Source organism: Steroidobacter cummioxidans (genome assembly GCF_003104955.1).
The window spans coordinates 129780-155112 of sequence record NZ_LSRW01000006.1 but is presented as its reverse complement, the minus strand read 5'-3'; the positions used below and the strand labels follow the sequence as shown (position 1 = coordinate 155112).

Sequence of the window (25333 nt, the reverse complement as noted above, 5' to 3'; positions counted from 1 at the left end):
TGCGGACGATCGATGAGGCTCGCGGTGCTCAGAAAAATCAGTGGTTTGCTGGTATCACTCTGTTTCGGCCTCGCGCACGCCGAAGCGGCGCTCGAACCGGCCAAACAAATTGCCGCCGAGATCGATAGCGGCATTCATCCCGGCTTCGAATCCTTCATCATGCAGGTCGATGGCGTCGTCGTCGGACGCGCGGTGAACTCGACGCTGTCGAAGCGGGCGCCAGATCTGCGTTCCGCGACCAAATCCATCACTGCGCTGCTGATCGGCATCGCCATCGATCGAGGTGCGATTCCGTCGGTGCAAACCAAAGTCATGGACCTGCTGCCGAGTCGGCGCACGGTCTTTGAGCAGGATCCGCGCAAAGCGGCGATGACGCTCGAGGATCTGCTCACCATGCGCAGCGGCCTCGATTGCAACGATTGGGATCCGAAGTCGCCCGGTCACGAGGACAAGATGTACCGCACGCGCGACTGGGTCGCTTTCTGGAGCGAACAGAAGATGCGCACCGAGCCGGGCACGGAGTTTTCTTATTGCACCGGCAATGTCGTCGCGCTCGGTGAGATCCTCGCAGCGGCGGTGAGCATGTCGGCTGATGCGTTCGCGTTGAAATATTTGTTCGTGCCGATCGAAGTCAGGCGTGCCGAGTGGCGATACTTCGACGGCAAGCGCGGCGTCGACACCGGCGGTCACTTGCGGTTGGAGCCGGACGATCTACTCAAGATTGGCGAGCTGGTGCTGGCGCGCGGTACCTACAAAGGCAAGCGCATCGTGTCCGAAGCGTGGATCGAGGCGATGACCCAGGAACGCACCAATATTCCCAACATGAGTCAGCGCTATGGATATCTGTGGTGGCTGGATCACACCAAGGATCCGAAGCTGCCGCAAACGAAATTGTGGTGGGCCCAGGGCAATGGCGGCTCGTTGCTGATGGTCATGCCGCAGCTCAACGCCGTGATGGTCACCACCGGCACGCGCTTCAACCGTCCCGACATGCTGGAGCCGATGTTCTGGCTCAGAGATCGATTGTTGCCGGCCATGCAGCCGGACAAATAAAAAGGGCGGTGTCCGAAGACACCGCCCTTTGCTCATCATGAGCTGCGCGAGGCCGCCCGTCCAACCCATGCCCTACCTTGTGAGCGAGCATCTCGATTGAGTTGGTCTTGCGACCATCGAGATCGTCCCGCTCAGGGTAGTCGAGGTGTCCGGTGGCGGGTTTGTCGTCTTAGCCCTTCGGCGCCGAGCGCGCCTTGGCCGCTTCCTCGATGACCACGTCGGCGACGTTCTTCGGCACTGGATCGTAGTGCGAGAACTCCATCGTGTACGAGGCGCGACCCGAGGTCATGCCACGCAGATGGCCGATGTAGCCGAACATTTCCGACAGCGGCACGGTGGCCACGACGGCGATGTTGGCGCCACGCTCCAGCTGCTCCTGGATCATGCCGCGGCGGCGGTTGATGTCGCCGATCACGTCGCCCAGGTAGTCCTGCGGGGTCACGGTCTCGACCCTCATCACCGGCTCGAGCAGGATCGGACCGGCCTTGCGGATGGCTTCGCGGAAGCAGGCCTTCGCCGCGATTTCGAACGTCAGTGCGTTCGAGTCGACGTCGTGGTAGCTGCCGTCCGTGAGGCGGGCTCGGAAGTCCACCGTCGGGAACTGCGCGAGCACGCCCTGTTCCATCTGCATGCGCAGGCCTTTTTCCACCGACGGAACGTATTCACGCGGCACCGAGCCACCGACCGTTTCGTCGACGAACTCGAAGCCCTTGCCACGCTCCAGCGGCTCGAACGTGATCCACACTTCGGCGAACTGACCGGAGCCGCCGGTCTGTTTCTTGTGGACGTACTGCTCGGAGATCGTCTTCGTGAAGGCTTCGCGGTACGCCACCTGCGGCTGACCCATGACGCCTTCGACGTTGAACTCCGTGCGAATACGGTCGAGCGTCACTTCGAGGTGCAACTCGCCCATGCCGCGCAGAATGGTCTGGCCCGTTTCGCGATCGGTCTCCAGATACAGCGAAGGATCGGCGCGCACCATCTTGCCCAGGGCGGTGCCGAACTTCTCCTGGTCGGCCTTGTTCTTCGGCTTCACCGACACGCTGATGACGGGGTCCGGGAAGCGCATGCGCTCCAGGATCACCGGCGCGCTGGAATCGCACAGCGTGTCGCCAGTGTCGGTTTCGGCCAGCGAGACCAGCGCGATGATGTCGCCGGCGCGAGCCTCTTCGATCGGGTTGGCGTCCTTCGCGAACATTTCGACCATGCGGCCGATCTTCTCGCGCTTGCCGCGGGTGGAGTTCATCACCGACATGCCCTTGGTGAGCACGCCGGAGTACACGCGCACGAAGGTGAGCGCGCCGTAGGCGTCGTTGATCACCTTGAACGCGAGCGCCGCGAACGGCTCGTCGTCCGAGCTCTTGCGCTCGCCCACCGGGTTGCCGTCGGCATCCACGGTTTTGATGTTTTCGACGTCGGTCGGGGCCGGCAGGTAGTCGACGACGGCGTCGAGCACCATGGTCACGCCCTTGTTCTTGTACGAGGAGCCGCACAGCACCGGGTTGAACGCGGAAGCGAGCGTGCCTTTGCGCAGCGCCTTCCTCAGCGTCTCGACCGAAGGCGCGGTGCCGTCGTTCAAATAGGCTTCCATCGCCGCGTCGTCCTGCTCCAGGCAGGTGTCGACCAGGTCGGAGCGGTACTTCTCGATCTCGGCCAGGATCTTGCGATCGCTCGGCACGGTGATGCCCAGCTTGTCGGCCAGGTCCGGGGTGATGTCATGAGCGACCGGCTTGGCATCGCGGTCGTCGGACTCGAACACCATCGCCTTCATCTCGACCAGGTCGACCATGCCCTTGAAGTTGTCTTCCGAGCCGATCGGCAGTTGGATGGGCAGCGGACGGGCGCCGAGGCGCTTCTTGATCATGTCCACGCAGCGCAGGAAGTTCGCGCCGCTGCGGTCCATCTTGTTGACGTAGCAAATACGCGGCACGCCGTAGTTGTCGGCGAGACGCCAGTTCGTTTCAGACTGCGGCTCCACGCCGGCCACGCCGTCGAACACAACGACGGCACCGTCGAGCACGCGCAGGGAGCGGTTCACTTCGATGGTGAAGTCGACGTGACCCGGGGTGTCGATGACGTTGATCTTCTTGTTGCGCCAGAACGTCGAGACGGCGGCCGACTGAATCGTGATGCCGCGCTTCTGTTCCTGCTCCATGTAGTCCGTCGTGGTCGAGGACTTCAGATCCTTGGTGTCATGCACGTCCACGATCGTGTGCTTGCGGCCCGTGTAGTACAGGATGCGTTCGGTGGTCGTGGTCTTGCCGGCGTCGACGTGGGCGATGATGCCGATGTTTCGAACATCGGCAAGGGGAGTGGTACGGGGCATGTCAGATTTCCGTTACAAGGTCAGTGCGCAGCTAGGTTGTGGGTCATTTGGGCGGGCGCGGATTCTACTGGAAAACCACGCCAATACGATTACCCAGGCCGCTCCCATCCGAGGCGCCCAGGCGAAGGGCGCGCATTCTACCTGAAAAATCGGCCGAAGTTGTTGTAAGGCAAAGAAAATTTTCGGCAATTGCCGGAAATTTGACGGCGCCGGACTAGGGCCCCGCCGTAGCGGCGAGGGCCCAAATGTTCAGGAAACGGGCCGAGGTAGGGGATTTGCGGGCGCTTTCTGGCCGATCAAGCCTGAATATCCGCCTCGTACACGATCACGGCGTCGCCGACGATGCGGACCGACTGCGCGACCTTGCCGGACGACTCGATCTCCACCTCGACCATGCCGGGGCGGCGCATCCACATGCCCTGGCGGCCCTGGAACACGACCCGTCCGTCCTTCGGGGTCATGAGGCCGTGATTGACCAGATAGACGCCGAGCATGCCGTGGGCATTGCCGCTGACCGCGTCTTCGCGGATGCCGAGCGCCGGAACAAACATCCGCGACTCGGTGCCGACGACCCCGTCCTTCTCGGTCAGCGCGAACACGAAATAACCTTCGGCGCCGACATGCGAGGTGAGGCGGGCGAGCTCCTCGAAGTCCGGCTTGATGGGGCCGAGCAGCTCATTGGACTTCAAGCCCACCAGCAGCCGCGAGCCGCCTTTGGTCAACACCTGCAGCGGACAATCCACGTGCAGGCTCGGGCTGGAAATGCCGAGCGCGTTCAACACCTGGCGGCGGTGATGTTCCGGAATGACAGGACCCAGCGACGGCGGGTTCTGCGTGATCGCGATCCGCAGATCGCCATCGACTTCAGTGACCTCGATTTCGACGATGCCGGCACCCGTGCGCTGCCGCAGCTTGCCGCCCGGCTTGCCATCCTTTTTCGCTCTCACATATTGCGCGGCGACGGTGGCGTGGCCGACGAACGGCACTTCATGGCGGGGCGTGAAGAATCTCACGTGCATGTCGTGATCGTTGGCTTCGGCTTCCAGCACGAACGCGGTCTCGCCGTTCACCTCGGTGGCGATGGTCTGCATCTGCTCGTCGGTCAGGTGATCCGCGTCCAGCACCACGATGGCGGGATTGCCGGTATAGCGTTGGCGAGTGAACGCGTCGACGTGAAACAGCCGGCAATGTCGATTGGGCATGGTTGCAGCCATAGAAAAAACGAAAGCGCACTTATAGCGCTAGAAGCGATGGGGGGTCAAAAGGGGGCGCTTTGGACCCCCCGTACGCTCTTTGTTACAATCGCGTCCGCCTTAGGGGTGGCCCTGACTGGGGCCCGAGATGCCAACCGCCGTACGCCGGCTCATTGGTAAACCCGTTGAACCTGATCCGGTTAGTACCGGCGTAGGGAGCAGGTCGTGGACATCACGTCGGGTGTCCGTTCATTTCCCCGCTCTTTATCCCGTTCGCGCCGGATTCTTCTCGTTAGAGGATCTGGCCATGCTCATCGTCAAACAAAAAAGTCTCGGGACATGTACCCGGGCATCGATCGTTTCTCTCGCGTTGACCACCGTGCTGGCGGGCGCTGCCGGCGCCGCCGAGCAGGATGTGCTCGAAGAGGTGGTCGTCACCGCGACACTCCGTCAGCAATCTCTGGTCGAAGCGCCGGTCAGCGTGACCGTGCTCGACGCGACCACCTTGCGCGACGGCGGTCGCCAGCATTTCGAAGATGTGCTCGCGGCGGTGCCGAATCTGTCTTTTGCGAGCGGCACGTCACGTCCGCGTTTCTTCCAGATTCGCGGCATCGGTGAGCGCGAGGAGTGGCAGGGCGCACCGAATCCTTCGGTGGGATTTCTGATCGACGACATCGACTTCAGCGGCATGGGCATGCCCGCCACGACGTTCGATGTCGATCGCATCGAAGTGCTGCGTGGGCCGCAAGGCTTGCACTATGGCGCGAATGCGCTCGGCGGTCTCATCGTGATGCGCGGCCGCGATCCCGAAGACCAATTTGGTTTTTCCACGGAAGCCTCGATCGGTGAGTACAACAGCCAATCCATCGGCGCGGTCGCGACCGGGCCGGTCGAATCGCTGAATTCCGCCTGGCGCGTGTCGGTTCAGGAGTTTCGCAGCGACGGTTTCCGCAAGGATGGTTATCTAGGTCGGGATGACACGATGGATCGCGACGAGCTGACGGCGCGCGCTAAATGGCGCTGGCGTCCGAGCGAAGGCACGACTGTCGATCTGACCTGGCTGCACGCGAATCTGAATAACGGCTACGACGCGTGGTCGATCGACAATTCTCGCGTGTCACTCGCCGATCGACCGGGCAAGGATGCGCAGAGATCCGATGGCGCGGCGCTGCGCGTCGATACATCGGCCGGCCAGCTCGGACGTTTGACGCTGACTGCAACGCTGTCCGATAGCAAGACCGACTACAGCTTCGATGCCGATTGGGGCAACACGCAGAGCTGGGCGCCGTACACCTACGATTATTTCGATCTTCAGCAGCGCCAGCGTCGCGGCCGCAGCTTCGAGGCGCGCATCACTTCCGACGAGGCAGCATCGCCGCATGGGCTGACCTGGGTTGCCGGTGTTTATGGTCTCGACGTGGATGAGCAGCTCAACTACACGTCACAAGGCATCTACACCGATCCTTTCTTCCCCGAATACTCCGGCACCACCGACAAGGCGCTCAGGAGCGATTACGACGCACAGAATCTCGCTGTGTACGCGCAAGTCGGCGCACCGTTCAGCGAGCGATGGGGTTGGTCATTTGGCTTGCGCGGCGAGCAGCGCGATGCCGACTACACCGATCGTCGCCGCGACGACGAGGATGTGACTGCCCTTGATCTGTCCGCGAAGGACACCATGTGGGGCGGGCAGGCGACGATCTATTTCGATCCGCGCGATCATTTGCGCTGGTTCGCGACGGTGTCGCGTGGTTACAAGGCCGGTGGCTTCAATCTCGGTGAGGCCTCGCGGGTGCGGCCAGATTTCCTGCCCGAATATCTGGTCGGTCTCGACGTGGGCATGAAAGGCCAGTGGCTCGAGGGCCGGCTGTACGCGGATGTCACAGCCTTTTATATGAAGCGCAGCGACATGCAGGTGGCGATCAGCACCCAGCTCAATCCCGGCGATCCGAGCAGCTATCTGCTCTTCACCGACAATGCTTCCGGCGGCCGCAATATGGGCGTCGAGAGCAGCGTGCGCTGGCGTGCGGGCGAACAGTGGGAGCTCGGTGGTGCACTCGGTCTGTTGCGCACTCGCTATTCGGGCTTCCGTCCCGATGGTGTGACCGACCTGAGCGACCGCGATCAGGCGTATGCGCCCGAGTATTCAGCGTCGGTGAACGCGACGTGGCGTCATCCGCTGGGCTGGATGGCGCGCGTCGATGTGACGGCGACGGACAATTATTACTTCGACGTGCCCGACCTGGATGCGGAAAAGAACAATTATCGGTCCAACGCGTACACACTCGCGCACCTCAAAGCCGGCTACGAAGCCGAGACCTGGGCCATCTACGCCTGGGGCCGCAACGTGTTCGACGAGGACTACTACACGCGCGGCTTCTTCTTCGGCAATGAGCCGCCCGATTTCGCAAACCAACGCTACACGCAGCTCGGCGAGCCGCGGCAGTTTGGTGTCACTTTCCGTTGGGAGTTCAAGTAATGCGTACCGCCATCGAGATCAGTCTGTATCCGCTCGACGCCGACTACATTCCGCCGATCAAGGATTTCATCGAGCGGTTGAACAAGTACCCCGAGCTGCACATCACGACCAACGCCATGAGCACGCAGATCGCCGGCGAGCATGCGCGCTTGTTCGAAATTCTCGGCAAGGAGACCGCGGTCAGCTTCGCCGAGCACGGTCGTAAAGTGTTCGTGATGAAGGTGCTCGGCGGCACGGTGCCCGAGGCCTAAGAGAGTCTCGGTGCACACCATCATCGAACAGTTCCTGGCGACTTCGCCGTGGGAAACGGCGGGGTCGCTGCTCGGTCTGGCCTACTTGCTGCTGGCGGTCCGCCGCAACCTGCTGTGCTGGCTGTGCGCGTTCCTGAGCACCAGCATTTATCTGGTGCTGTTCGCGCAGGCGTCGCTGTACATGCAGTCGCTGTTGCAGGTGTTTTACCTGGTCATGGCCGTGTACGGCTTCATCGACTGGCGGCGCGGGCGGACCGAGTCGGGCGACGTGCGCATCGAGTCGTGGACTGTGAACCAGCACGTGACGGTGGCGGTGCTTGTCATAATCGCGAGCGCACTGAATGGCTGGGGCCTGTCGCGATGGACCGACTCGCCCGCGCCGTACCTCGATTCTTTCGTCACCTGGGGCAGCATTGTTACCACTTGGATGGTCGCGCGACGCATAATCGAGAACTGGTTGTATTGGATCGTGGTCGACGGCGTCGCTGCCTGGCTGTACTTCAGTCAGGGCCTGCTGGCCACCACGGTGTTGTTCATCATCTATCTCGGGATCGTGGTGCGTGGATATTTCGTGTGGCGACGGGAACAAGCGCTGCAGAGTAAAGCGGTGGCCGTTGCGCCATCGACGTGAGCTGGCATGACTCCCGCTGGCAACGAGGCCGGCGCGCTCGACATCGCCGCGCGGGTTCTCGGCATCACGGCCGAGGCGATTCTATCCTGCGAGCCCATCAAGCACGGGCTCACCAATGAAAGCTGGCTGGTGCGGACCAAGCGCGACGACATCGTCGTGCGCATCAGTAACGCGGCTGAGCACGATTTGCAGATCGACCGACAGAGCGAAGCCGCGGTACTCACTGCCGTCGGCGAGGCAGGCATCGGGCCGGAAGTGCTTTTGTGCGATCCGGCGCAGCGAGTACTGGTCACGCGCTATCTCGGCGATACGTGGACCGAAGCCGATGCTGTCCAGGAAGAAAATATCCAGCGGCTGGGACAGTTGTTTCGTCGCCTGCATCGGGTGCCGCCGCCGGCCGGTGTCCGGCGGGTCGAGCTGAACGACACGCTCGAAGGGTATTTCCGCACGCTGCAGGAGCGCGGCGTGCAACCGGCGTTGGTCACGAAATCATTGCGAGACCGGGCGCTGCAAGTCGCATTGAAGCTGCGCGAAAACTCCGCCGCCACGCTCTGCCATAACGACGTACACCACCTGAATGTCACCGATGATGGCAATCTGCGGCTGATCGATTGGGAATACGCGGGCGTCGGGCAGCGGCTGTTCGATCTGGCGTCGGTGTGCGTTTATCACAACTACGACAAGATGCAGCGGGAGCAGCTGCTGAGTGCGTACACCTCACTGACCGAGCTGACCACCTGGCATCGCCTGGAGCTGGCGTGCTGGTTGTTCGACTACGTGCGCGATCTCTGGATGGCGGTGCGCGAAGGCGGCTGATTCAAGCGCGCCCGGGCGCGCAATGTTTGAATGCCAGTGTCACCTGGCCTCGCAGCGTTCGTAACAATCCCAGTTGCTCGGCATCGATCTTGATGCCTTCGGGCTTGTCCGAGTCCGCGTACAGCAGGCCGATGGCCTGTCCCTTCAACATTACCGGCAACAAGATGAAGCTCTTGGCGCGGATCGCGCGCCGATGCCATTCCGGAATCCGCTGCGCGATGTTCTCGGCTTGAGCGTTCTCGATGACGATGTCGGCGCCTTTCTCGATCGACACATGGAAGGCGTCGGGTGCGAACGCCAACGGAAAGGTGCACTGAGGAATGATGCGCTCGATATCGGTGCCGAATCCGAAGCGCGCCCGCATCGTGTTCATGCGCCCGTCGCGAATGAAAATCAGCGTGCGCGTGAAGTCCATGCCGCGATAGATGGTTTCCAGCACCATGTGCAGCAGGTCGTTCAACGAGCAGTCCGACGTGAGCGCCTCGGTCACATCGCGAATGCCGGCGGAGAGCGCCTGCTGCGGAGTTTCGGTGGCTGCCGTCGCGACCTCGTGCTGTTCATCGATCGCGTCGACGGATTGAGTCAACGGATCGGGCTGCGGCGCGGCTTCCGCTTGCGTGGCTTCCGCATCGTCCGAAGTGCTGCCGTTCCAGGCGCGAATCGCTCTCAGTGTGGGGCTGTTCGCCGCCGGTAGATCGAGCGTTGCGGACCGTCCCGCCATTTCCTTGAGGCCCTGGTCGACGATATCCGTCAGTTCCTTCGTGTCCAATTTGACGGCTGCGCTGTAGCGTTGGCTGAGTGCGAGCAGAGCGGCGGATTTGTGTGCCGCCGGCGTGCGCAGCGCGATGTTGTAAAGATCGTTCGCGTAGTTGGCGGCGATCTTCAAGCGTTGAATGTCAGTGTCGGGTGCCTTGATCTCGCGCGTCGCCAGGATTTCCATGCCTTCGAGCAGGCGCGCAGGGAAATTCCACTCGCGGGCCATGCCGACGCCGAGATCGCGATAGGAAATGCCCAGCACGCGCTGGACGGCGGCATCTTCAGGCATGTCCTTATCCATGAGTGCGCGGATTTGCTGACGTTCCTCATAGAGAAAGAACGTCACCAGCAGCCGGCCCAGGCTCTGGAACATGGCGCACATCACGGCTTCTTCGCTGTTCGCAATGCCCAGGCGCTGGCCCAGCTTCTTGGATACGACGCCGGCGAAGAACGCGCCGATGAGCTCGTCCTGCATCGACTTTTCCTGCGGTCGGCCGCGCGAGAATTGCAGCATCGCCAGTGCCGTCGCCGTGTTGCTCACCTCATCGCAGCCCAGGATCATCACAGCTTTGGAAATGGTGCGGATCCGGCCGTGATACTGGCCGTAGATCGCGGAGTTCACCACCTGCAACAGCTTGGTGGTGAGCGAGGCATCGTTGAGGATGACTTGCGTGAGCTGGCGGTTGCTGTGCTGCTCGGAGCCGACCACCCGATTGATATCGACGATGGTGGTCGACAACGTCGGAAAGCCCGAGGCGCTGCGCAAGCGGCGCAGGATCGAGTCCAATGCTGTGGGCTGCGAATGGTCAATGCGCGTCGGCGTGCTCGTCATCGTCTGTGATGCCAGCGCGGCTGCGGCTGGTGAGCATTCTCGGCCCGCGTTGCTGATCCCGCTTTAGTCTTGCTGTAGCTTCAGTGCATCGACCCTGGGAGGCTTTCCTTGAGTGGGGAAGATACGTGACGCGCGCTGTCGGGAGCCCGAGTGAGACGCGCGTCGCATCGGGAAGGGAGGTGTCAGCCGATTACCTTCCGCTTCGCGCTCGCGCTTCCTGCACATAGAATACGGCGCTGGTACCGGGCACTCCTTCTCACATGACGCTCGCATTGGCCGCGCTGGCCGAAGCTTTGAACACACCCGCTCCGTGGCTGCTGCCGTATGTGCCAGCTGCGCGAACTGTGCTGGCGGCGGCGAAGTCGGATTCGGTGGCTGATGCTTTGAATGCCGCGCGTCAGGAAGGCGCTAGCGGCGTGCGTTTCGTCGAGCAGGCTGCGTTGCCTGAGGGCGAGCCCTACGAATCTTTCATCGCTCGCACTCACTGCGTCCCCACTCGGGACAACCTGCACGATCTGTTCAATGGGCTGATGTGGCTCAGCTACCCCAAGGCCAAGCGGCGCCTGAACGTGATCCATGCCGAGGAAATCACTGCGCGGGGTGGCGCTGCCGGTGCTCGTGGTCCTTTGCGGGACGCTCTGACCCTGTTCGATGAGAACGCTGCGCTACTGCAAGCACCGATCGAGTTGGTCGAAGCACTGCGTTCCCGCAATTGGAAAGCGCTCTTCGTGGAGCGCCGCTCCGAGTGGCAATCGGCACGGGTGGCGCTCTTCGGTCACGCGCTGCTCGAAAAGCTGATGCAGCCTCGCAAAGCCATCACGGCTCATGTCTGGCTGGTCGAGGACTCGAGCGACGATGCGATCGCATCGAGCCTGACGTCCGCGCGCCTGGCTGCGAAGGATTTCCTGCCTTTGCCGGTGCTCGGCGTGCCCGGCTGGTGGCCCGCCAATGAAAATCCTGCCTTCTACGACGATGCCGATGTGTTCCGAGCGCCCCGCGTTGCTGCGAGCCCGGATTCCCGTATAGCCTCCTGAGCCATGAATCTACGTGATGGTGTGTTGGTGCGGCGAAATGCCGTGGGGTCGGAAGATCTCGCGGAGCTGACCCGTTACTTGCGTCGTGCCGGCATGACCGATTCGCCGGTTTCGAATTTCGAGGACGACGTCGACGCGGGCGAAGTCGAGTGGGTTATCAACAAGCAGATCCGCGACACGCAACAGGTGAAGCTCACCAAAGCCATCGAGAAGAAACTGCACGCAATCGATGACGCCTGCATCGCGTCCATCATCAATCCGTTTTACAAAGTCGCAGTGCGCGACTGCGAGCCGTCGCAGATTCTCCACTACGGCGTCGGTGGCCATTACATCCCCCACGTCGATGCTGAAACGCTCTACAAGGACGACATCGGCCTGGAGCTGTGGGAAAAGACCTTGGACCGCGACCTGTCGGTGGTCTACTTCATCAACGACGACTATTCCGGCGGCGAATTATTCTTCCCCGCCCTCGATCTGGTCATCGAGCCGGAAGCGGGTACGCTGGTCTGTTTCCCTTCCGATCACAATTACATCCATGGCGTCCGCCCCGTTACTGCCGGTCACCGTTACACCATCGTCACCTGGATGCGCGTTGCGGGCATGCCCGCGCCAGAAGAAATCAACCAGATGTGGATGGACGAATATCACCGCCACTTCCCCAAGCAGATCGACCAGCCGCCTCGGTTGGGCAAAGGGAAGGGCGTGGCAATGGGTATTCCCTGAAACGAACTTTCTCGCCAACCGGGTGCCTCACGTAACGTTGCCCAAACTGTGACGGGAGCGGCACATGCGCATCCTGCGCCCTTTGAGAGCCCTTTCGACCCGCTGGCATACGCCGTTCGCGATGTTCTCGTGTGCGGTCATTCTGGCGCTGTGTGCGCATCGGGCTGAGGCTGTCAATCCGCTGGGTATTGCTTTCAAGGACACGAACAACGTGTCGCTGTACGGACATCCGACGGGAATGATCATTGCCGGTCGCTGCAATCGTAACGATGCCGTGTTCCAGGAGGTGCGGCGCGGCGGGGCTGAAGTCCTGCAGTATGTCAGCGCCGCTGAACGGCCCGACGAGCGCGTGTGCAAACTCGATAACGAGTTGTATATGAATGACCCGAAGCGCGTGCCGCTATGGCCGTACCCGAACAAAGGCGAGCGCGTCAGCTATCCCAAGACTCACATGACCGACATGCGGCCCGGCTCGGACTGGATCAAGCACGTCGTGGACTACGTGGAACAGATCATGCGCGACGGCAAGGTGGATGGCGTGTTTCTCGATTCCCTCGGCGCGCGACCTTGGAACAAGTTGGCTGACTGGGACGACTGGTCGCAGCAAGAGAAGGACACTTGGGCCGAGGGCAGCATCGACCTGGTGCGGCGCCTCGATGAGCGGCGGCGAGATATCAATCCGAACTTCATCATTGTTTCCAACGGCCCCTGGGATTTAGGCGATGGCAAATCAAAGGGGGCGGACGGCGAGCGTTATGTGGATGGCATCATGCTCGAGCATCCCAAAGTCGGCTCGGGCTATCAGGAGAAGCAAGCGGCCAAGAAGTTCGGCGACCTGGGGCATCGCCGCTTGCTGGTCATTGCTTCGGGGCCCGACGATGCGCGGGCCTGGGCGAAGGTCAAAGGCGTGACTCACGTCTCCAGTCAGGTCGGCAAGGGACAATACGACCATCCCACCGAACCGCCTGTGCCGTTCACGCCGTTGCGCGACCGGAAGAAGTCGGATTCGGACTCCGACTCCGACTCCGACTCGGACTCGGACTCGTCTGAGTGACTCGTTAACCCGGAAGTGTCGCGAACGCGCGCACCGGGAATGTTCCCATTCCTTTGACCTTCGGCGGCACGGCCGTGAACGTTGCGCCCGTCGCGGGCACCAGTTCCAGTCCTCGCATGTGCTCGATGATGGGAATACCTGCTCCGAGCAGCGTGGTATGAACCGGGCGATATCCGTCATCGGTGCCATCGATGTTGTATGAATCGATGCCGACGAGCTTCGCGCCTTCCTGCTTCAGATACTCGGCAGCGGCTGCAGTCAGGAACGGATGATTCTCGAAGTACTGATCCTTGCGCCAATGGCGCGACCAGCCCGTGTGAACCAGCACCGCTTTCCCACGCACATCAACCGCACCGAACGCTTCCGCCGGAATCTTGCGACCTGACATCCCATCAGCGTGCACAACCACCGCGTCCAACCCAACTAGCGTGTCCAACGTCAAACCTGCGATGTCGACGCCGTCGGCGAAGCGGTGAAACGGGCTGTCGATGTAGGTGCCCGTATTGGCAACCATGGTGATCTTGCCGATCTGAAACTCCGTGCCCGGTGCGTAGAGCTCCCTGGATTGCACGCGGCTGAGGTGATCGCAGATGAGTGGCGCCGGCAGTCCCTTGTACGTAATCATGCCGTCTTCGATCGTGTGACTGAGGTCGATGAGCGTGGTCGCGCTTGCCTGGTCCTCACCGGTGGCTGCCGCGCGTGAGCGCTTATGAGGCTCGACGATGATTGTCTTGTTCAAGATCGCGACCCGCCCGACCATCAGCAATCTCAGGTCCTGAATGATGTACTGAGCCAGCGCGCTGTCGTCGATGTCGTCACCCTCGATGTCCAGCCGGAACTCTTGTCCCTGGATGCCGCCGCCATTCAAAAACTCGACTTCGAAATCGAACTGCACACGCTTCTGCTGGCCCGGAGCACTCATCGAACAACCTCAATCGCAATTGTGTTGCGCAGTATCCCTGAGCAGTCGGCTCGGCACCATCGAAAAGAATTAAACGGAAATTAAGTTAGACTGCAGATAATGACGGACAGGCACAAGGCACAAAACGGACATGGCACAGATCATCCCCGATCCGAAAAAGATCAAAAGCTTTCGCTCGGCAGCCGAGTTCGAGAACTGGCTGAGCAAACATCACGACCGGGAGACCGAGTTGTGGCTGCGTGTCTATAAGAAGGACTCCGGCAAGCCGACGGTGACCTGTGCCGAAGTCTTGGATGTGGTGCTGTGCTGGGGCTGGATCGATGGAATTCGCAAGGCTTACGACGAAATCTCGTTCCTGCAGCGTTACTCGCCGCGCAAGCCGAAGAGCATTTGGAGTCACATCAATCGCGAAAACGTCGCTCGACTGACCGCGGCGGGACGCATGACACCGCATGGCCAGAAGCACATCGATGCAGCGAAAGCCGACGGCCGCTGGGACGCCGCCTACGCCCCGATTCGCAGCGCTTCCGCAGACACCATTCCCAAGGACCTGCGCGCCGCCATCGATGCAAACGCCCGCGCTCGCAAGACCTTTGAATCGCTCAACCGCCAGAATCTGTTCGCGCTCACGTTTCGCACCAACAACATGAAGACGCCAGCCGGGCGGGCGAAGAAAATCGCGATGCTGGCGAAAGGCGAGACGATCGTGCCTCAGCAGTTGAAGAAGCCGGGCGCGAAGCGGGCGAAGGCCAAAAAACCGACTCGCGCCTGACCTCGGCGGGCGCCTTGTCGAATCGCGACGGCTCTTAGCTCAGTGCGGCGGTTCCGCAAGGCGGCGTCGTGTCGTCGAAACGGCTCAGAACACCATATTGATCGCCGCGACCGGCGTGACCGTCGCGCTCGTGTTACGCCCCGCGGCGAACCATCGCGCGCCGGCGATGACGCCGACTCGACTGCTGAAGTTGTATTCGACTGCGGGCGCAACGCCGAAGCGCCAGGCGGCGCCGAAATCCTGCTCGATGTGTTCCGTGTCGCCGGTGATCGGGTCGATCTGATCGCCAGCGAGCCGGGTGCTCGCGTCGTGTTGGTAGATGAGGTCAAGCGCGAGTACCCACTCACGCGTCACACTGTATTCCCAGGCCGAGTTGATCGTGAGCACGTCGCCAGGATGCGCGGTGCCGCGAAAGCCCGCGTTCGTGCCGTAGACGCTCACGTCTTCAATATCCGCTGCTCCCGATAGCGCATAGGAGACGTTGAATCGGGTGCGCAGAATGCGGCCGTTCGGCATCCAGAGGTAATGTTGCGAGAACAGCGCCAGCGTCGTCGTATAGGCGCCGGCGCCGAGTCCATCGTTCACATTCGCGCCCAGTCGATCGTATTTTCCTGTGGGCAGCGTCTGCTGAACGACGAGCGACGTGGTCGGAATTGCACTTCCCGCGCGAAACTGTGTCAGGCGGTATTGTCCTTGCACCGAGATGTCGCCGACCTGAATCGCTGAGCTGTCGCGACCGTCGCTCACGTCGTTATAACCGAAGGTTGGAATCAGTCCGGCCGTGAATCGATCGGTCACGCCATACAGCATGTAGGTCAAGGACCCGTAAGAGTGCGTGCGAGACGCGCTTTGCTTGTCGCCGTGGTTGTCGTAACGCCCCTGGCGAACCACGTCGAAGATATAAGGCTGGATCAGCGCATGACCTTGCGGAAGCGTACTGGCGTTAGCGGCGAGGAGGGGGCCGGTCCACCACGCGTCGTCGAGCGATTGTTGCTCCACCGGCTGCTCATTCGCCGCGACGAAATGACTCAGCAGTGCGCTGAACGGGATGCACAGCCATCGAATGTTGTTGAGCGTCATGCTCGCAGCTCTGTGGGGCACAGTCCGGGTTGGGGCCGGGACGCTAACAGTAAACGCTGACTGAAACTGTCTTCATTCCTTGTCGAGCGTTTCCGCGGAAACGTTTAGGAAGGTCGCCGGAGAATAGGTTGCTTCGGTAATATTTCGAGCACAAGTCCGACCCCTGGAGTCGCGCCATGCCCAAAATCGATCTCTCCACCGTGCCGGTGCGGCAAGGTTGCCCGTATCCACCGCCGTTCGATGCGGCCTGCGCGGAACGCATTCGCCGCCGCTTGGGCGATGCGGGTGGGTTGCGAGACTTCGGCGTGAATCTGATGGCGCTGCCGCCCGGCAACTGGTCGAGCCAACGACATTGGCACAGCCACGAAGACGAATTCGTATATATCCTCGAAGGTGAGCTGACGCTGGTCGAGGATGATGGCGAAACGATCCTACGCAAAGGCGACTTCGCGGCGTTCCCGAAGGGCACCGGCAATGGGCATCACATGATTAACAAATCGTCGACGGTCGCCGTGTACTTGGAAGTGGGGTCGCGGCAGCGGGAGGATCTCACGACCTGCTCGGATATCGATGTGATGAGCTCGAATGCGGATGGGCGGTTCGTGCATAAGGATGGGACGCCGTACTAGAGCGTCTGTGGACATCTTGTCAACGCAGGCGTATCGCGTTTACGCTCGCTGCAAGGGACATGCTGTCATGTGACTGGAACGACGCCAGTCCTGGCACGCTCGTTATTTGTTCGACGGCACAACGGACTAAATACACATGCAAGTGAAGTCGTTGAAGTTGCGGGCTGTGGGAATGCTGGCGCTTCTCGCATCCAGCGTCACCTGTATTGCTGAGGGCCGGAGCTCCGGGGCACCCATTGAATGGCCCACCACGGCTTGGTCCGTGTCGTCTCCCGAAGCGCAGGGCATGAGCTCGGGAGATCTCGCTGATGGATTGCAGTTCGCTTTAGCGAACAACCTCAATGTCCATAGCGTCACGATCGTAAGACACGGAGTCATCGTTCTCGACGCGTACTTTTATCCTTTCAAGCCGAACACCAGACACGATGTTGCGTCGGTGACGAAAAGCGTTCTCTCCCTGTTGACCGGAATTGCTACGACGCATCGTTATCTGCGTGGGCCAGATCAAACGCTCGTCACGGCGCTCGATCCGCAGGACGCGGCAAATGCGGGCGCCGCGGTTGCAGGAATTCGTCTTAGCGACTTGCTGACGATGCGATCGGGGTTCGACTGCGGATTCAAAGGCGGTGAACCGGAGCTTCGGGACATGCGGAGCACGAACGACTGGGTTGCTCACGCTCTGCGCCTGCCGATGACCGTCGAGCCTGGAACACGCTTCGGATATTGCAGTCCGAACTTTCATTTGCTCTCGGCAGCGATCTCGTCGAGCACGCACACCTCGGCCCTCGGCTTCGCGCGTCAATACTTGTTCCAGCCGCTCGGCATCACCGACGTGTATTGGCCAGCAGATGGCAAAGGCATCACGCACGGATGGGGCGATCTGCAACTTCAGCCACGCGACATGGCCAAGATCGGCTTGTTGATGCTGCGCGAGGGTCGTTGGCAGGACAAACAGGTCGTCTCCAAAGCCTGGATCGACGCCTCCGTCAAGAATCACTTCCAAGCCAACGACAGTAACGACTATGGACTCGGATGGTGGATGCCTCGCCGAATACCGGGTTTGTTCGAGGCCACCGGCCGCGGCGGACAACGAATCAGCATCACGCCCGAAAAGGACATCGTAGTCGTCATCACCGGTGGCGGATTCGAACCCTACGACATTGGCCAGTTCATTTTGAAAGCGGTGCGCTCGAATGGGCCGCTGCCTGCAGATCCGGCCAACCAAAGGAAACTCGCCGATGCTCTGGATGGAATTGCGGCGGCACCGGCGCGCCGAGTCGCTGCGAAACCTACCGCTCTCAGGCAAGTCTCCGGCCGGGTGTACAACCTCGAGAAGAATCCGTTGGGTGTGCGCGCAATTGCAGTCGACTTCGCGGATCCGAACGCAAGCTCTCTCAACATCGAGTTGGAAAACGGCGAGAAGCTCGTGCAACCGCTCGGCATGAACGGGCAGTACCGCGCGAAGAATGAGAACGGTGCAGCGATTTTGGCTGGGCGGGCGGAGTGGTTCGAGGATGGACGCCTGCGCGTCGAATACAATCGCTTGAGCCTCATCAACCGATTTGTATTCGACTTCGCGTTCATGGATCGGGATCTGGATCTCGTCGTCTCGGAGCCAACTGAGTTCGGCACACTTAGGGTACGAGGCGTCGCACAGAAGTAGCGCGTTCGAGGGAATGAGAGGACGCTGCCGGTCGGACCATGAATCTAGAGCCCTTTGTCGAACGCCACGCAGTGCGCCTCGTTCTCTTGGATGCAGAGGGCAGCGTGTTGCTGCTTCATACCCGAGACTTGAGCGCTGCGAACTTTCGGAGCGTATGGGAGTTGCCCGGTGGTGGGGTTGAGCAAGGCGAATCCTTCCTTGCCGCAGCTTGTCGAGAAATCAAAGAGGAAACCGGCATCGATCTCGACCAAGCCAGCGTCGCAGCGCCTCGCTGGCGCCGAGACGTGCTCTACACGTACCGTGGCGAAAGACGGTTGCAGCACGAATCCATCGGCGTAGCTCGAATCGCGCGCGTAGCGCCGCCGATCTCGTCGAGTCTGCGAGTTGCGTTCGAGGGAGACGATCTCTTTGAGCATCGTTGGTGGCCGCTGCAAGACATCGCTCGGTCCGATGCGTTGTTCTATCCACGCAGCTTGCCGATGCAGTTGTCTCGGTTGCTGAGTGGGGAGGAGATCGTCGAAGCCCTTGAGTTGTGGCCGTGACGGCTCAGTGGATGCCGGCTCACGATGCGGGAGTATGCATTTCCGCTTCCTGCCAGAGACAGGTATCTCGGATGTCTTTGCGAGGCATCTCATGTATGCCTTAGAATTCTGCCATGAATTCTCTCGAAAACCTCCGCCCACAGATCGAGAATGCCATTCTTTTTGAATGCATCGCGGGCAGTCGTGCGTATGGAACGACGACAAGCACGAGCGATGAGGATATCCGCGGAATCTTTGCCGTGCCTGCGAGTTCGTACTTGAGCTTGGTCAGGCCTCCCGATCAGATTGGTGACGAGAAAGGGAACACCGTTTACTACAGCTTGCGACGGATCATCGAGCTGCTCGCGCAGGCGAATCCAAACATCCTCGAGTTGTTGTTCATGCCGCAGGATTGCGTGCTGAAGAGCGCGCCGGAAATGCAGCAACTCATCGAGCATCGGCAGGTTTTCATCTCGAAACAATGTGCGGACACGCATGCAGGGTATGCGATGTCACAAATCAAGAAAGCCCGCGGCCAAAACAAGTGGGTCAACAATCCTAGATCCGAGGCGCCGCCGCTAAAAGAAGACTACTGCCATGTCATACCGTGGAATGGTGCGGGCGCGGACAGCCCGCCGGCTCGCGCCGTTCCGTTGAACAAGCTCGGCTGGGCGTTGGCCGAATACCACGCGGCCAAGCTTGAGCATGCGCGTGACACGTATCGCCTTTATCACTATGGCCAAAGCGCGCGAGGCGTGTTTCGCGGAGAGGTGATTGCGTGCGAGTCGATCCCTCTCGCGGACGAAGCTTCTCGATTTGCTGGACTGTTGCTGTACAACGAGGCGGGGTGGCGGCAAGCCTTGATCGATCATAAGAACTATTGGAAATGGCGTCGCGAGCGCAACGAGGCTCGCTGGCAGCAGCAGGAACGAGGTGAGCTCGACTTCGATGCCAAGAACATGATGCACACCGTCAGGTTGCTTTTGTCCGGACGGTCGCTTATGGAACGCGGCGAGCCCATCGTTCGGTTCGAGGGCGAGCAGCTGGCGCTCTTGATGTCGATCCGACAGGGGGCGCTGATGTTCGATGAGATCATGTCGATCGCTGAAGGAATCCTCGAGGACTGCGAGCGGCTCAAGCAGAGTGCCGACCTGCCTGATGTATGTGACAGCAATCGTCTCAGTGAGCTGCTGACGTCCATAACAGAGACGTGGGAGGCACGTAACTCATGAAGGAGCGTGTGCGCCAGGAACTGGCGCGAATCGAGCGGGAGTTTCGCGTCAAAGTTTTGCTCGCAGTTGAGTCCGGTAGCCGTGCCTGGGGTTTTGCCTCGCCGGACAGCGATTATGATGTCCGTTTCGTCTATGTGCACGAGCGCGACTGGTATCTCTCAATTTACGAGCAACGTGACGTCATCGAGGCAATGCTTCCTGGCGATCTCGATGTCAGCGGATGGGAGCTGCGCAAGGCGCTGCGGCTCTTCGCCAAGTGCAACCTGGCGCTAAACGAGTGGCTGCTGTCACCAGAGACTTATTCGGAGGTGCCCGCGTTTCGTGAGGAGTTGGGCCGATCGATTCCACACTTCTTTAACGCGATTTCGGGCATTCATCACTATCGCAGTACCGCCGAAGCGGCCTTCAACGACAACTTCGCCGACGGGCGGATCAAGATCAAGAAGCTGTTCTACGTGCTGCGTCCGCTGCTTGCTTGTCGTTGGATCGAAGAGAGCGGATCGCAACCGCCGACGGAATTCGGGAAACTTGTCGCCGCGGACTGGATCACGGAAGACGAGAGGCGTTGGATCGCAGAGCTGCTCCGTCAGAAATCCGAATCACGAGAAGCCGAGCCGATCGCACTCGATGCACGCCGCGCGAGCTCGATCCGCATGGAGCTGGATAGGTTCTCCCGACCGACCGATCTCGTTCCGCCGCCAACGAAACAACCGAGCGACGCGCTCGATCGCATATTGCGAAAATGGATCGTCCCATTCGGAAAGGAATAGGTCGGTTTCCGGCTGATGCATTTCTTGGTGGCTCATGCTTCTGCTCCTGGTCGGGAGCTGACTTTCGCTGCCGACCCGAAGTGGACGCTAGTCGCCGTTCGGCCTCGGTCTACTCGTCTGCACGGTGACGGGTCGTAAGATTCATTCACGACATGAACTAACTTGTCTTCATGTAGACCAGGCCGACGAACCAAATGAACCCGATGGCCGTAACTCCGAGCCCCCACCATGCCAGCGCGAGCAGTCTCTGGTGCCGGCGGGCCAGGCACAGGAGTTTTTCATAGATCGTTCGATCCGCCTGCAACTGCCAGTCCTTGGGTACCATGCGTAGCAGATATACATGCGCGTTCACGCCCGGACTCCTCCAGTCGGTCATAGCATCGGTGAATCTACTGGCCAGCCTCGGCAGCTGCAGCCGCCTCGTGAGGACATGCTCGATCCACCCCAGATGCAAGAAGGTTAGGAAGGACGGATAGATGCCCGCAAGGATCAGCACTGAAGAGTAGCCGACCATGCCGCCTGACCAACTGAATCCGCAACCCAAAGCGGACGTAACAACGTCGTTGGATTGGTGTTGTGCAACCTTTCCCTCATGGATCGCGTGCCGTGCATGATCTGCCCACGCACGATCGCGACGACTTTGTTACTCCCTCGTGCGATGACGCCGGATCTAGGATGACAGCGTAGTTTCAAACGTGCGGCTAGTTGCCGATCCAGAGGTCACCATGAAGGAAACGTCTACAACTGCGTCTGAGACAATTCCACCCATAGTTGATCGCAGCACTTTCCAATCGCAAATAGATTCACTACGAGTTCGCGAGAAGCAGCACAAGAAGGCGGGCGATGCGATTGCTGCTGCCCGCCGGCGGTTACCCATGGTCGAAGTCGACGGCAGCACGTCGCTGATTGGAGAGCGAGGCGAGGTGACGCTGCTGGACGCGTTCGAAGGTCGCCGAATGCTGATCGCTTACTACTTCATGTGGCACCACGGGCATTCTGCCGCAGATCAATGCGAGGGCTGCGCGCTCTACACGACACAGGTCCGAGAGGTTACCTTCCTACAGTCGCGCGACATTACTTATGCGACGTTCTGCCAAGGGCCCTATGAAGCGAGTCAGCGCTATCGCAAGTTCATGGGCTGGGAGTTGCCCTGGTACTCGATTCAAGGGAAATCGATCGAGGCGCTTTTGGCCGGTCGGCGCGCGAATACGATGTATCTCATCTCCTATCTGCGACAAGGCTCGAAGGTGTTCGAGACGTACTGGACGACCGGTCGCGGCGTGGAGGTGGTCGGCAACAACTATTCGTTGATGGACTTGACGGTCTACGGACGCCAGGAGTGGTGGGAGGATTCGCCCGATGGCTGGCCGCAACCATGGAAGGACGACGACAAGAACAATCCGTACCGGATCGGAGAGCGTCCGATCGTTCAATGGCCGCGCGTTCGCGCTGGGCACTCCGACGATCTCGGATCGTGAGGGGGGGCGTGACGGCCTCGTCCGCTCCTGGCCGATAGCCGATAGCAGCCATCGCACCAGATCGCCAATATCCTCTGCTCCGCGCCCAAGTTTGGTCCACCGCGCTAAGATCGACCTCGTGCTCGTAACCAACCACGAGCCCACCCGACCACCGCCCGAAACCTCCCCCAATCTTTCGAGCGGCCCCACCGAAACATCTCATCGAGAGAGAGTGCATTGCATGAAACGCGGCGCTCGACGGCGCTACTAACACCGCCGAACGCCTAACCAAGCCACCTGACATGGCTAACCAAGATGATACCGCCAAGCGCACCCGTGGACGTCGCAATCAATGCAACCCCACGGCAGACACGCGCGCAGTCGCTGCAGCATCCGACTTCGCGCCGCTGCCACAACAACAACAACCGCAGACATTAGAAGAAGCCATCGAGCGCGTGCGTACCCTCCTGCTGGAGGTGCGCGGGATGCTTCATTGCTTGTCCGAGGTGCTGCAGTACTCGGACGACGATGACGGTGTGATGCACGCGGAGGTTGCGCACGCAGCGGCGCGATGGGTTAACGATTCCGCGGCGGATCTGGATATGGTGAAGCTGCGGCCGTTGATCGAGGCGTACCGGAAGCGCGAGGATGAATCAGGCTCGGGCAATTCCGGTCTGTATCAGGTGAGGGAACAAACGGCGGTCTACCGCGTAGCTTAAAAATGGTTGCGCCCTCTGTCGCTGCGAGAAGGAATGAAAGAGCGGCAGAGGGTGCATCGGAAACGCCGCGTTTCCGCGGAAACGTCGAATGTTAAATTGCCGGCGGTTTTTTGATATGAAGCGGCCCAGCGCAATGGCACAATCCCGCGGAAGGGAGCACGACACATGAGCCTGATCCTTTCCTGGTTGATCCTCTCCCTGGCAGTCTGGGTCACCAGCCTCATCCTGCCGGGCTTTCACATCAAGAGTCCGAAGAGCGCATTGCTCATCGCCGCAATCTTCGGTGTGCTCAACTTTCTGTTGGGCTGGCTGCTGTTCGGCATTTTCACCGTGGCGACGCTCGGCATCGCCTGGTTGCTCGCATTCATCACGCGCTGGATCATCAACGCCATCTTGCTCGTCATCACGGACAAGCTGACGGATCACCTGAAGATCGACAGCTTCGGTTGGGCGCTGCTGGGCGCGCTCGTGATGTCGTTAGTCGGTACGCTGGGCGAGTGGGTCGTGCGCTCAGCGTTCTGGCACTAGCCTACGGCAGCGCGCTCGCCTCAGCCGTGGCTCCGTCACGCGTGTAGTTGAACTTCACCAACATCGTCCGCCGATCCGCCAACGTCGCGGGCGTGAAGGTCCATTTCTTTGCTGCGTCCACGGACAGCCGCTCGAAGTAGCGGCTCGGGCCGCGATCGGCTGCGGCGGCGCCGACCACTGTGCCTTGTTTGTCGAGGGTCACGCGAACGGACACTCTGACCGTGCCACGAATGGTCTTCAGAGCACTTTGCGGAACGTCCGGAAGTACTTCGTTGAGCGCTGAAGGCGGAGCATCCGATTCCGGCGGCCGCACAGCTGCGGGCTCGGCCGGTTGTGTCACGGCTGCTTCGACCGCCGGCTTCGCTGGAGGCTCAGCACTAACGACAGCGGCAACAGACGGAGGCGTCGGATCAGATCTGAACGCCTTGATCCCAACGAAGCTCAGCACGACTGCAGCCGCTCCAGCAATCAGCAACAGCGTACTTCTGCTCAAGCGTGGAGAAGTCGAAGTCGGCGCCTGCGCTGGTTCTTCCGCGACCTCCGAAGCCTCTTGCGGGACGATCTTGATGCGGATGGTCAGCTGGCGAGTCTCTGCCTCTTCCATCACCACGACTCTCCTGCGTACGCGACCCAGCCACGGAACGAGAAGCCGGCGTAGAACAGGCTGACATCCGTGAAGCCGTTGTCTCGCAGCAGGGCCTCGTCCTGTTCGGGCGCGAGGATGGGCAATTGCGCGTTGATGGCGTTACGAGCGTTCGCTGCTTTATCGGGGTCGACGCCCGAGGCCACCGCAAAGCTTACATACCGCGAGAGCCACACAGCGCGCTCGGCCTCGCTTTGCGGGAAGCTGAAATGCGCGACGACCAAGGGTGCACCGGGCTTGAGCCGGCGCCGAATCTCCCGGAGGGTGCGAGCCCGTTCCTCGGGTTGGACGAAATGCAGCGTCAGCAGACACGCCGCCGCATCGAAGGGGCCTTCGGGCGCGACGTCGATGAGGCCTTCGTGTAGGCGCACGCGTGAGATCAGTGGGCCGAGCGTGGCCTCGGCCAATTCCAGCATCTCGGCGGAGGGGTCGACGCCAGTGAGCTGCCAGTCCGGATGCGCTTCCGCAAACACCTTCAATTCCAGGCCGCCGCCCGCGCCGAGCACCAAGATTTGTGCATTCGGTGGCGCGCGCTCTGCGAGCAGCAGCGTGGTCATGCGCTGCAGATCGGCAAATCCGGGCACGAGACGAGGCGGCCCCTCCGCATACTTGGCTACGGTTTGGGGATCCGAATAGACATCGCTGGGCTGGGTCATCGCAATCAATCTCCGTCAGCCGCGGAGGCTAACATGCGCTAGGATGGCTCGGCGCACCTCATTGACCGGAGGCAAAATGCTCATTCGTACATTTTGCATTGTTCTCGTGGGATGCATTGCGGCGTTCGGCGCATCCGCGGACGAGTCCGGCCTGTCGGGAACCTATAAATCGGTGTCCGAGCGGGGCACCGATATCTCGCAGGCGATCGAGAAAGCCGTCGAGAAGCTGAACTTCATCAAGCGGCCGATCGCGCGCGGTCGTCTAAGCAGGACCAATTTCGCCTACAAGGAGATTCGTATCGAGATCGGCGCCAGCGAGGCCGAGATCACGTACGACACGCAGGCGCCGATTCGCATGCCGCTGAGCGGCGAGCAGATCAAATGGAAGCGGGCCGATGGCGAGGTTTTCGAGGTGTCCGCGAAGCTGGCGGACGGCAAGCTCAGCCAGACTTACCGGGCGGAAGACGGCGCGCGCGTCAATTCATTCTCCAAGGACGAGCACGGCACGTTGCATCTGGACGTTGAGGTGTCGAGTCCGCAGTTGCCGGAGCCGGTAAAGTACACGCTACTTTACCGGCCGGCCTCCTGACTGC

At 60.8% G+C, this 25333-nt stretch carries 26 protein-coding genes and 1 riboswitch; of the genes, 18 read left to right on the top strand and 8 right to left on the bottom strand.

Going from position 1 to position 25333, the window contains the following annotated elements:
- The first annotated feature begins 24 nt into the window (after positions 1-24).
- Positions 25-1053 (top strand): serine hydrolase domain-containing protein, encoded by a 1029-nt coding sequence (locus tag D0550_RS05120; RefSeq protein WP_161965642.1) that lies wholly within the window; start codon positions 25-27, stop codon positions 1051-1053.
- A gap of 169 nt (positions 1054-1222) precedes the next feature.
- On the opposite strand, the gene fusA is transcribed toward D0550_RS05120, so the two are convergent.
- Together fusA and D0550_RS05110 are read right to left on the bottom strand one after the other, a co-directional pair.
- Positions 1223-3379: an elongation factor G gene (gene fusA, locus D0550_RS05115; RefSeq protein WP_116808031.1), complete on the bottom strand. Its 2157-nt coding sequence runs from the start codon at positions 3377-3379 to the stop codon at positions 1223-1225.
- Positions 3380-3675: 296 nt separating this feature from the next.
- On the bottom strand, positions 3676-4581 hold the full coding sequence (locus D0550_RS05110) for a PhzF family phenazine biosynthesis isomerase (protein ID WP_161965641.1): 906 nt from the start codon (positions 4579-4581) through the stop codon (positions 3676-3678).
- A gap of 103 nt (positions 4582-4684) precedes the next feature.
- Positions 4685-4808, top strand: a riboswitch (TPP riboswitch).
- A 71-nt stretch (positions 4809-4879) separates the two neighbouring features.
- On the opposite strand from D0550_RS05110, the gene D0550_RS05105 reads away from it, so the two are divergent.
- From D0550_RS05105 to D0550_RS05090, 4 genes are read left to right on the top strand one after another with little or no spacing between them, the layout of a single operon-like run.
- Positions 4880-7051 (top strand): TonB-dependent receptor, encoded by a 2172-nt coding sequence (locus tag D0550_RS05105; RefSeq protein ID WP_116808029.1) that lies wholly within the window; start codon positions 4880-4882, stop codon positions 7049-7051.
- Positions 7051-7302 carry a YkoF family thiamine/hydroxymethylpyrimidine-binding protein gene (locus D0550_RS05100; protein WP_116808028.1) on the top strand — a complete coding sequence of 84 codons (252 nt, stop codon included), beginning with the start codon at positions 7051-7053 and terminating at the stop codon, positions 7300-7302. The genes D0550_RS05105 and D0550_RS05100 overlap by 1 nt, the downstream gene beginning before the upstream one ends.
- Before the next feature lie 10 nt (positions 7303-7312).
- Complete coding sequence (gene pnuC, locus D0550_RS05095) at positions 7313-7933, top strand: nicotinamide riboside transporter PnuC (RefSeq protein WP_206606096.1); 621 nt, start codon at positions 7313-7315, stop codon at positions 7931-7933.
- Positions 7934-7939: 6 nt separating this feature from the next.
- Complete coding sequence (locus D0550_RS05090; RefSeq protein WP_116808027.1) at positions 7940-8749, top strand: phosphotransferase; 810 nt, start codon at positions 7940-7942, stop codon at positions 8747-8749.
- Between the two features lies 1 nt (position 8750).
- On the opposite strand, the gene D0550_RS05085 is transcribed toward D0550_RS05090, so the two are convergent.
- Complete coding sequence (locus D0550_RS05085; RefSeq protein WP_116808026.1) at positions 8751-10337, bottom strand: HDOD domain-containing protein; 1587 nt, start codon at positions 10335-10337, stop codon at positions 8751-8753.
- A 260-nt stretch (positions 10338-10597) separates the two neighbouring features.
- Between D0550_RS05085 and D0550_RS05080 the strand changes: the two genes are divergently transcribed.
- The 3 genes from D0550_RS05080 to D0550_RS05070 all read left to right on the top strand — a co-directional run bounded on the left by D0550_RS05080 (position 10598) and on the right by D0550_RS05070 (position 13148).
- Positions 10598-11371, top strand: coding sequence for a DUF3025 domain-containing protein (locus D0550_RS05080; protein WP_116808025.1), 774 nt, complete (start codon positions 10598-10600; stop codon positions 11369-11371).
- A 3-nt stretch (positions 11372-11374) separates the two neighbouring features.
- Positions 11375-12094, top strand: coding sequence for a prolyl hydroxylase family protein (locus tag D0550_RS05075; RefSeq protein ID WP_206606095.1), 720 nt, complete (start codon positions 11375-11377; stop codon positions 12092-12094).
- Between the two features lie 64 nt (positions 12095-12158).
- Complete coding sequence (locus tag D0550_RS05070) at positions 12159-13148, top strand: hypothetical protein (protein ID WP_153067040.1); 990 nt, start codon at positions 12159-12161, stop codon at positions 13146-13148.
- 4 nt (positions 13149-13152) lie between these two features.
- On the opposite strand, the gene D0550_RS05065 is transcribed toward D0550_RS05070, so the two are convergent.
- Entirely contained in the window at positions 13153-14070 is a 918-nt protein-coding gene (locus tag D0550_RS05065; RefSeq protein WP_116808023.1) for a cyclase family protein, read from the bottom strand.
- A 130-nt stretch (positions 14071-14200) separates the two neighbouring features.
- Between D0550_RS05065 and D0550_RS05060 the strand changes: the two genes are divergently transcribed.
- Complete coding sequence (locus D0550_RS05060) at positions 14201-14842, top strand: YdeI/OmpD-associated family protein (protein WP_116808022.1); 642 nt, start codon at positions 14201-14203, stop codon at positions 14840-14842.
- A gap of 84 nt (positions 14843-14926) precedes the next feature.
- Here the strand turns inward: D0550_RS05060 and D0550_RS05055 are convergent, their stop codons facing one another.
- Positions 14927-15922, bottom strand: coding sequence for a transporter family protein (locus D0550_RS05055; RefSeq protein ID WP_116808021.1), 996 nt, complete (start codon positions 15920-15922; stop codon positions 14927-14929).
- Between the two features lie 176 nt (positions 15923-16098).
- Here D0550_RS05055 and D0550_RS05050 point away from each other — a divergent pair, with 176 nt between their 5' ends.
- The 5 genes from D0550_RS05050 to D0550_RS05030 all read left to right on the top strand — a co-directional run bounded on the left by D0550_RS05050 (position 16099) and on the right by D0550_RS05030 (position 20737).
- Entirely contained in the window at positions 16099-16551 is a 453-nt protein-coding gene (locus tag D0550_RS05050) for a cupin domain-containing protein (protein ID WP_116808020.1), read from the top strand.
- A 262-nt stretch (positions 16552-16813) separates the two neighbouring features.
- The gene (locus tag D0550_RS05045) at positions 16814-18214 is read left to right on the top strand and encodes a serine hydrolase domain-containing protein (protein WP_161965640.1); all 1401 of its coding nucleotides are present in this window, start codon (positions 16814-16816) and stop codon (positions 18212-18214) included.
- Between the two features lie 38 nt (positions 18215-18252).
- A complete protein-coding gene (locus tag D0550_RS36780; protein WP_116808018.1) occupies positions 18253-18756 on the top strand; it encodes an NUDIX hydrolase in 504 nt (167 codons plus the stop codon).
- A 113-nt stretch (positions 18757-18869) separates the two neighbouring features.
- Positions 18870-19967 (top strand): DNA polymerase beta superfamily protein, encoded by a 1098-nt coding sequence (locus D0550_RS05035; RefSeq protein WP_116808017.1) that lies wholly within the window; start codon positions 18870-18872, stop codon positions 19965-19967.
- Between the two features lie 8 nt (positions 19968-19975).
- Positions 19976-20737: a nucleotidyltransferase domain-containing protein gene (locus D0550_RS05030; RefSeq protein ID WP_161965639.1), complete on the top strand. Its 762-nt coding sequence runs from the start codon at positions 19976-19978 to the stop codon at positions 20735-20737.
- A gap of 157 nt (positions 20738-20894) precedes the next feature.
- Here D0550_RS05030 and D0550_RS34585 read toward each other — a convergent pair whose 3' ends face one another.
- Positions 20895-21089: a hypothetical protein gene (locus tag D0550_RS34585; RefSeq protein ID WP_153067039.1), complete on the bottom strand. Its 195-nt coding sequence runs from the start codon at positions 21087-21089 to the stop codon at positions 20895-20897.
- Positions 21090-21462: 373 nt separating this feature from the next.
- Between D0550_RS34585 and D0550_RS05020 the strand changes: the two genes are divergently transcribed.
- From D0550_RS05020 to D0550_RS05010, 3 genes are all read left to right on the top strand, one after another.
- Entirely contained in the window at positions 21463-22215 is a 753-nt protein-coding gene (locus tag D0550_RS05020; RefSeq protein WP_116808014.1) for a DUF899 family protein, read from the top strand.
- A gap of 281 nt (positions 22216-22496) precedes the next feature.
- On the top strand, positions 22497-22913 hold the full coding sequence (locus D0550_RS05015; RefSeq protein WP_116808013.1) for a hypothetical protein: 417 nt from the start codon (positions 22497-22499) through the stop codon (positions 22911-22913).
- Positions 22914-23078: 165 nt separating this feature from the next.
- On the top strand, positions 23079-23441 hold the full coding sequence (locus tag D0550_RS05010) for a phage holin family protein (protein ID WP_116808012.1): 363 nt from the start codon (positions 23079-23081) through the stop codon (positions 23439-23441).
- 1 nt (position 23442) lies between these two features.
- On the opposite strand, the gene D0550_RS05005 is transcribed toward D0550_RS05010, so the two are convergent.
- Positions 23443-24045, bottom strand: coding sequence for a TonB family protein (locus D0550_RS05005; RefSeq protein ID WP_116808011.1), 603 nt, complete (start codon positions 24043-24045; stop codon positions 23443-23445).
- The gene (locus D0550_RS05000; protein ID WP_116808010.1) at positions 24045-24740 is read right to left on the bottom strand and encodes a class I SAM-dependent methyltransferase; all 696 of its coding nucleotides are present in this window, start codon (positions 24738-24740) and stop codon (positions 24045-24047) included. The genes D0550_RS05005 and D0550_RS05000 overlap by 1 nt, the downstream gene beginning before the upstream one ends.
- A gap of 76 nt (positions 24741-24816) precedes the next feature.
- On the opposite strand from D0550_RS05000, the gene D0550_RS04995 reads away from it, so the two are divergent.
- Complete coding sequence (locus tag D0550_RS04995; protein ID WP_116808009.1) at positions 24817-25329, top strand: hypothetical protein; 513 nt, start codon at positions 24817-24819, stop codon at positions 25327-25329.
- The last annotated feature ends 4 nt before the right edge of the window (positions 25330-25333 follow it).

Coding starts and splice junctions, on each gene's coding strand:
- D0550_RS05005 (WP_116808011.1), bottom strand. CDS start 24,045: ATGGAAGAGGCAGAGACTCGCCAGCTGACCATCCGCATCAAGATCGTC.
- D0550_RS04995 (WP_116808009.1), top strand. CDS start 24,817: ATGCTCATTCGTACATTTTGCATTGTTCTCGTGGGATGCATTGCGGCG.
- D0550_RS05065 (WP_116808023.1), bottom strand. CDS start 14,070: ATGAGTGCTCCGGGCCAGCAGAAGCGTGTGCAGTTCGATTTCGAAGTC.
- D0550_RS05050 (WP_116808020.1), top strand. CDS start 16,099: ATGCCCAAAATCGATCTCTCCACCGTGCCGGTGCGGCAAGGTTGCCCG.
- D0550_RS05090 (WP_116808027.1), top strand. CDS start 7,940: ATGACTCCCGCTGGCAACGAGGCCGGCGCGCTCGACATCGCCGCGCGG.
- fusA (WP_116808031.1), bottom strand. CDS start 3,379: ATGCCCCGTACCACTCCCCTTGCCGATGTTCGAAACATCGGCATCATC.
- D0550_RS05060 (WP_116808022.1), top strand. CDS start 14,201: ATGGCACAGATCATCCCCGATCCGAAAAAGATCAAAAGCTTTCGCTCG.
- D0550_RS05085 (WP_116808026.1), bottom strand. CDS start 10,337: ATGACGAGCACGCCGACGCGCATTGACCATTCGCAGCCCACAGCATTG.
- D0550_RS05015 (WP_116808013.1), top strand. CDS start 22,497: ATGGCTAACCAAGATGATACCGCCAAGCGCACCCGTGGACGTCGCAAT.
- D0550_RS05035 (WP_116808017.1), top strand. CDS start 18,870: ATGAATTCTCTCGAAAACCTCCGCCCACAGATCGAGAATGCCATTCTT.
- D0550_RS05105 (WP_116808029.1), top strand. CDS start 4,880: ATGCTCATCGTCAAACAAAAAAGTCTCGGGACATGTACCCGGGCATCG.
- D0550_RS05075 (WP_206606095.1), top strand. CDS start 11,375: ATGAATCTACGTGATGGTGTGTTGGTGCGGCGAAATGCCGTGGGGTCG.
- D0550_RS05070 (WP_153067040.1), top strand. CDS start 12,159: ATGCGCATCCTGCGCCCTTTGAGAGCCCTTTCGACCCGCTGGCATACG.
- D0550_RS05020 (WP_116808014.1), top strand. CDS start 21,463: ATGAAGGAAACGTCTACAACTGCGTCTGAGACAATTCCACCCATAGTT.
- D0550_RS05010 (WP_116808012.1), top strand. CDS start 23,079: ATGAGCCTGATCCTTTCCTGGTTGATCCTCTCCCTGGCAGTCTGGGTC.
- D0550_RS05080 (WP_116808025.1), top strand. CDS start 10,598: ATGACGCTCGCATTGGCCGCGCTGGCCGAAGCTTTGAACACACCCGCT.
- D0550_RS05100 (WP_116808028.1), top strand. CDS start 7,051: ATGCGTACCGCCATCGAGATCAGTCTGTATCCGCTCGACGCCGACTAC.
- D0550_RS05110 (WP_161965641.1), bottom strand. CDS start 4,581: ATGCCCAATCGACATTGCCGGCTGTTTCACGTCGACGCGTTCACTCGC.
- D0550_RS05055 (WP_116808021.1), bottom strand. CDS start 15,922: ATGACGCTCAACAACATTCGATGGCTGTGCATCCCGTTCAGCGCACTG.
- D0550_RS36780 (WP_116808018.1), top strand. CDS start 18,253: ATGAATCTAGAGCCCTTTGTCGAACGCCACGCAGTGCGCCTCGTTCTC.
- D0550_RS05000 (WP_116808010.1), bottom strand. CDS start 24,740: ATGACCCAGCCCAGCGATGTCTATTCGGATCCCCAAACCGTAGCCAAG.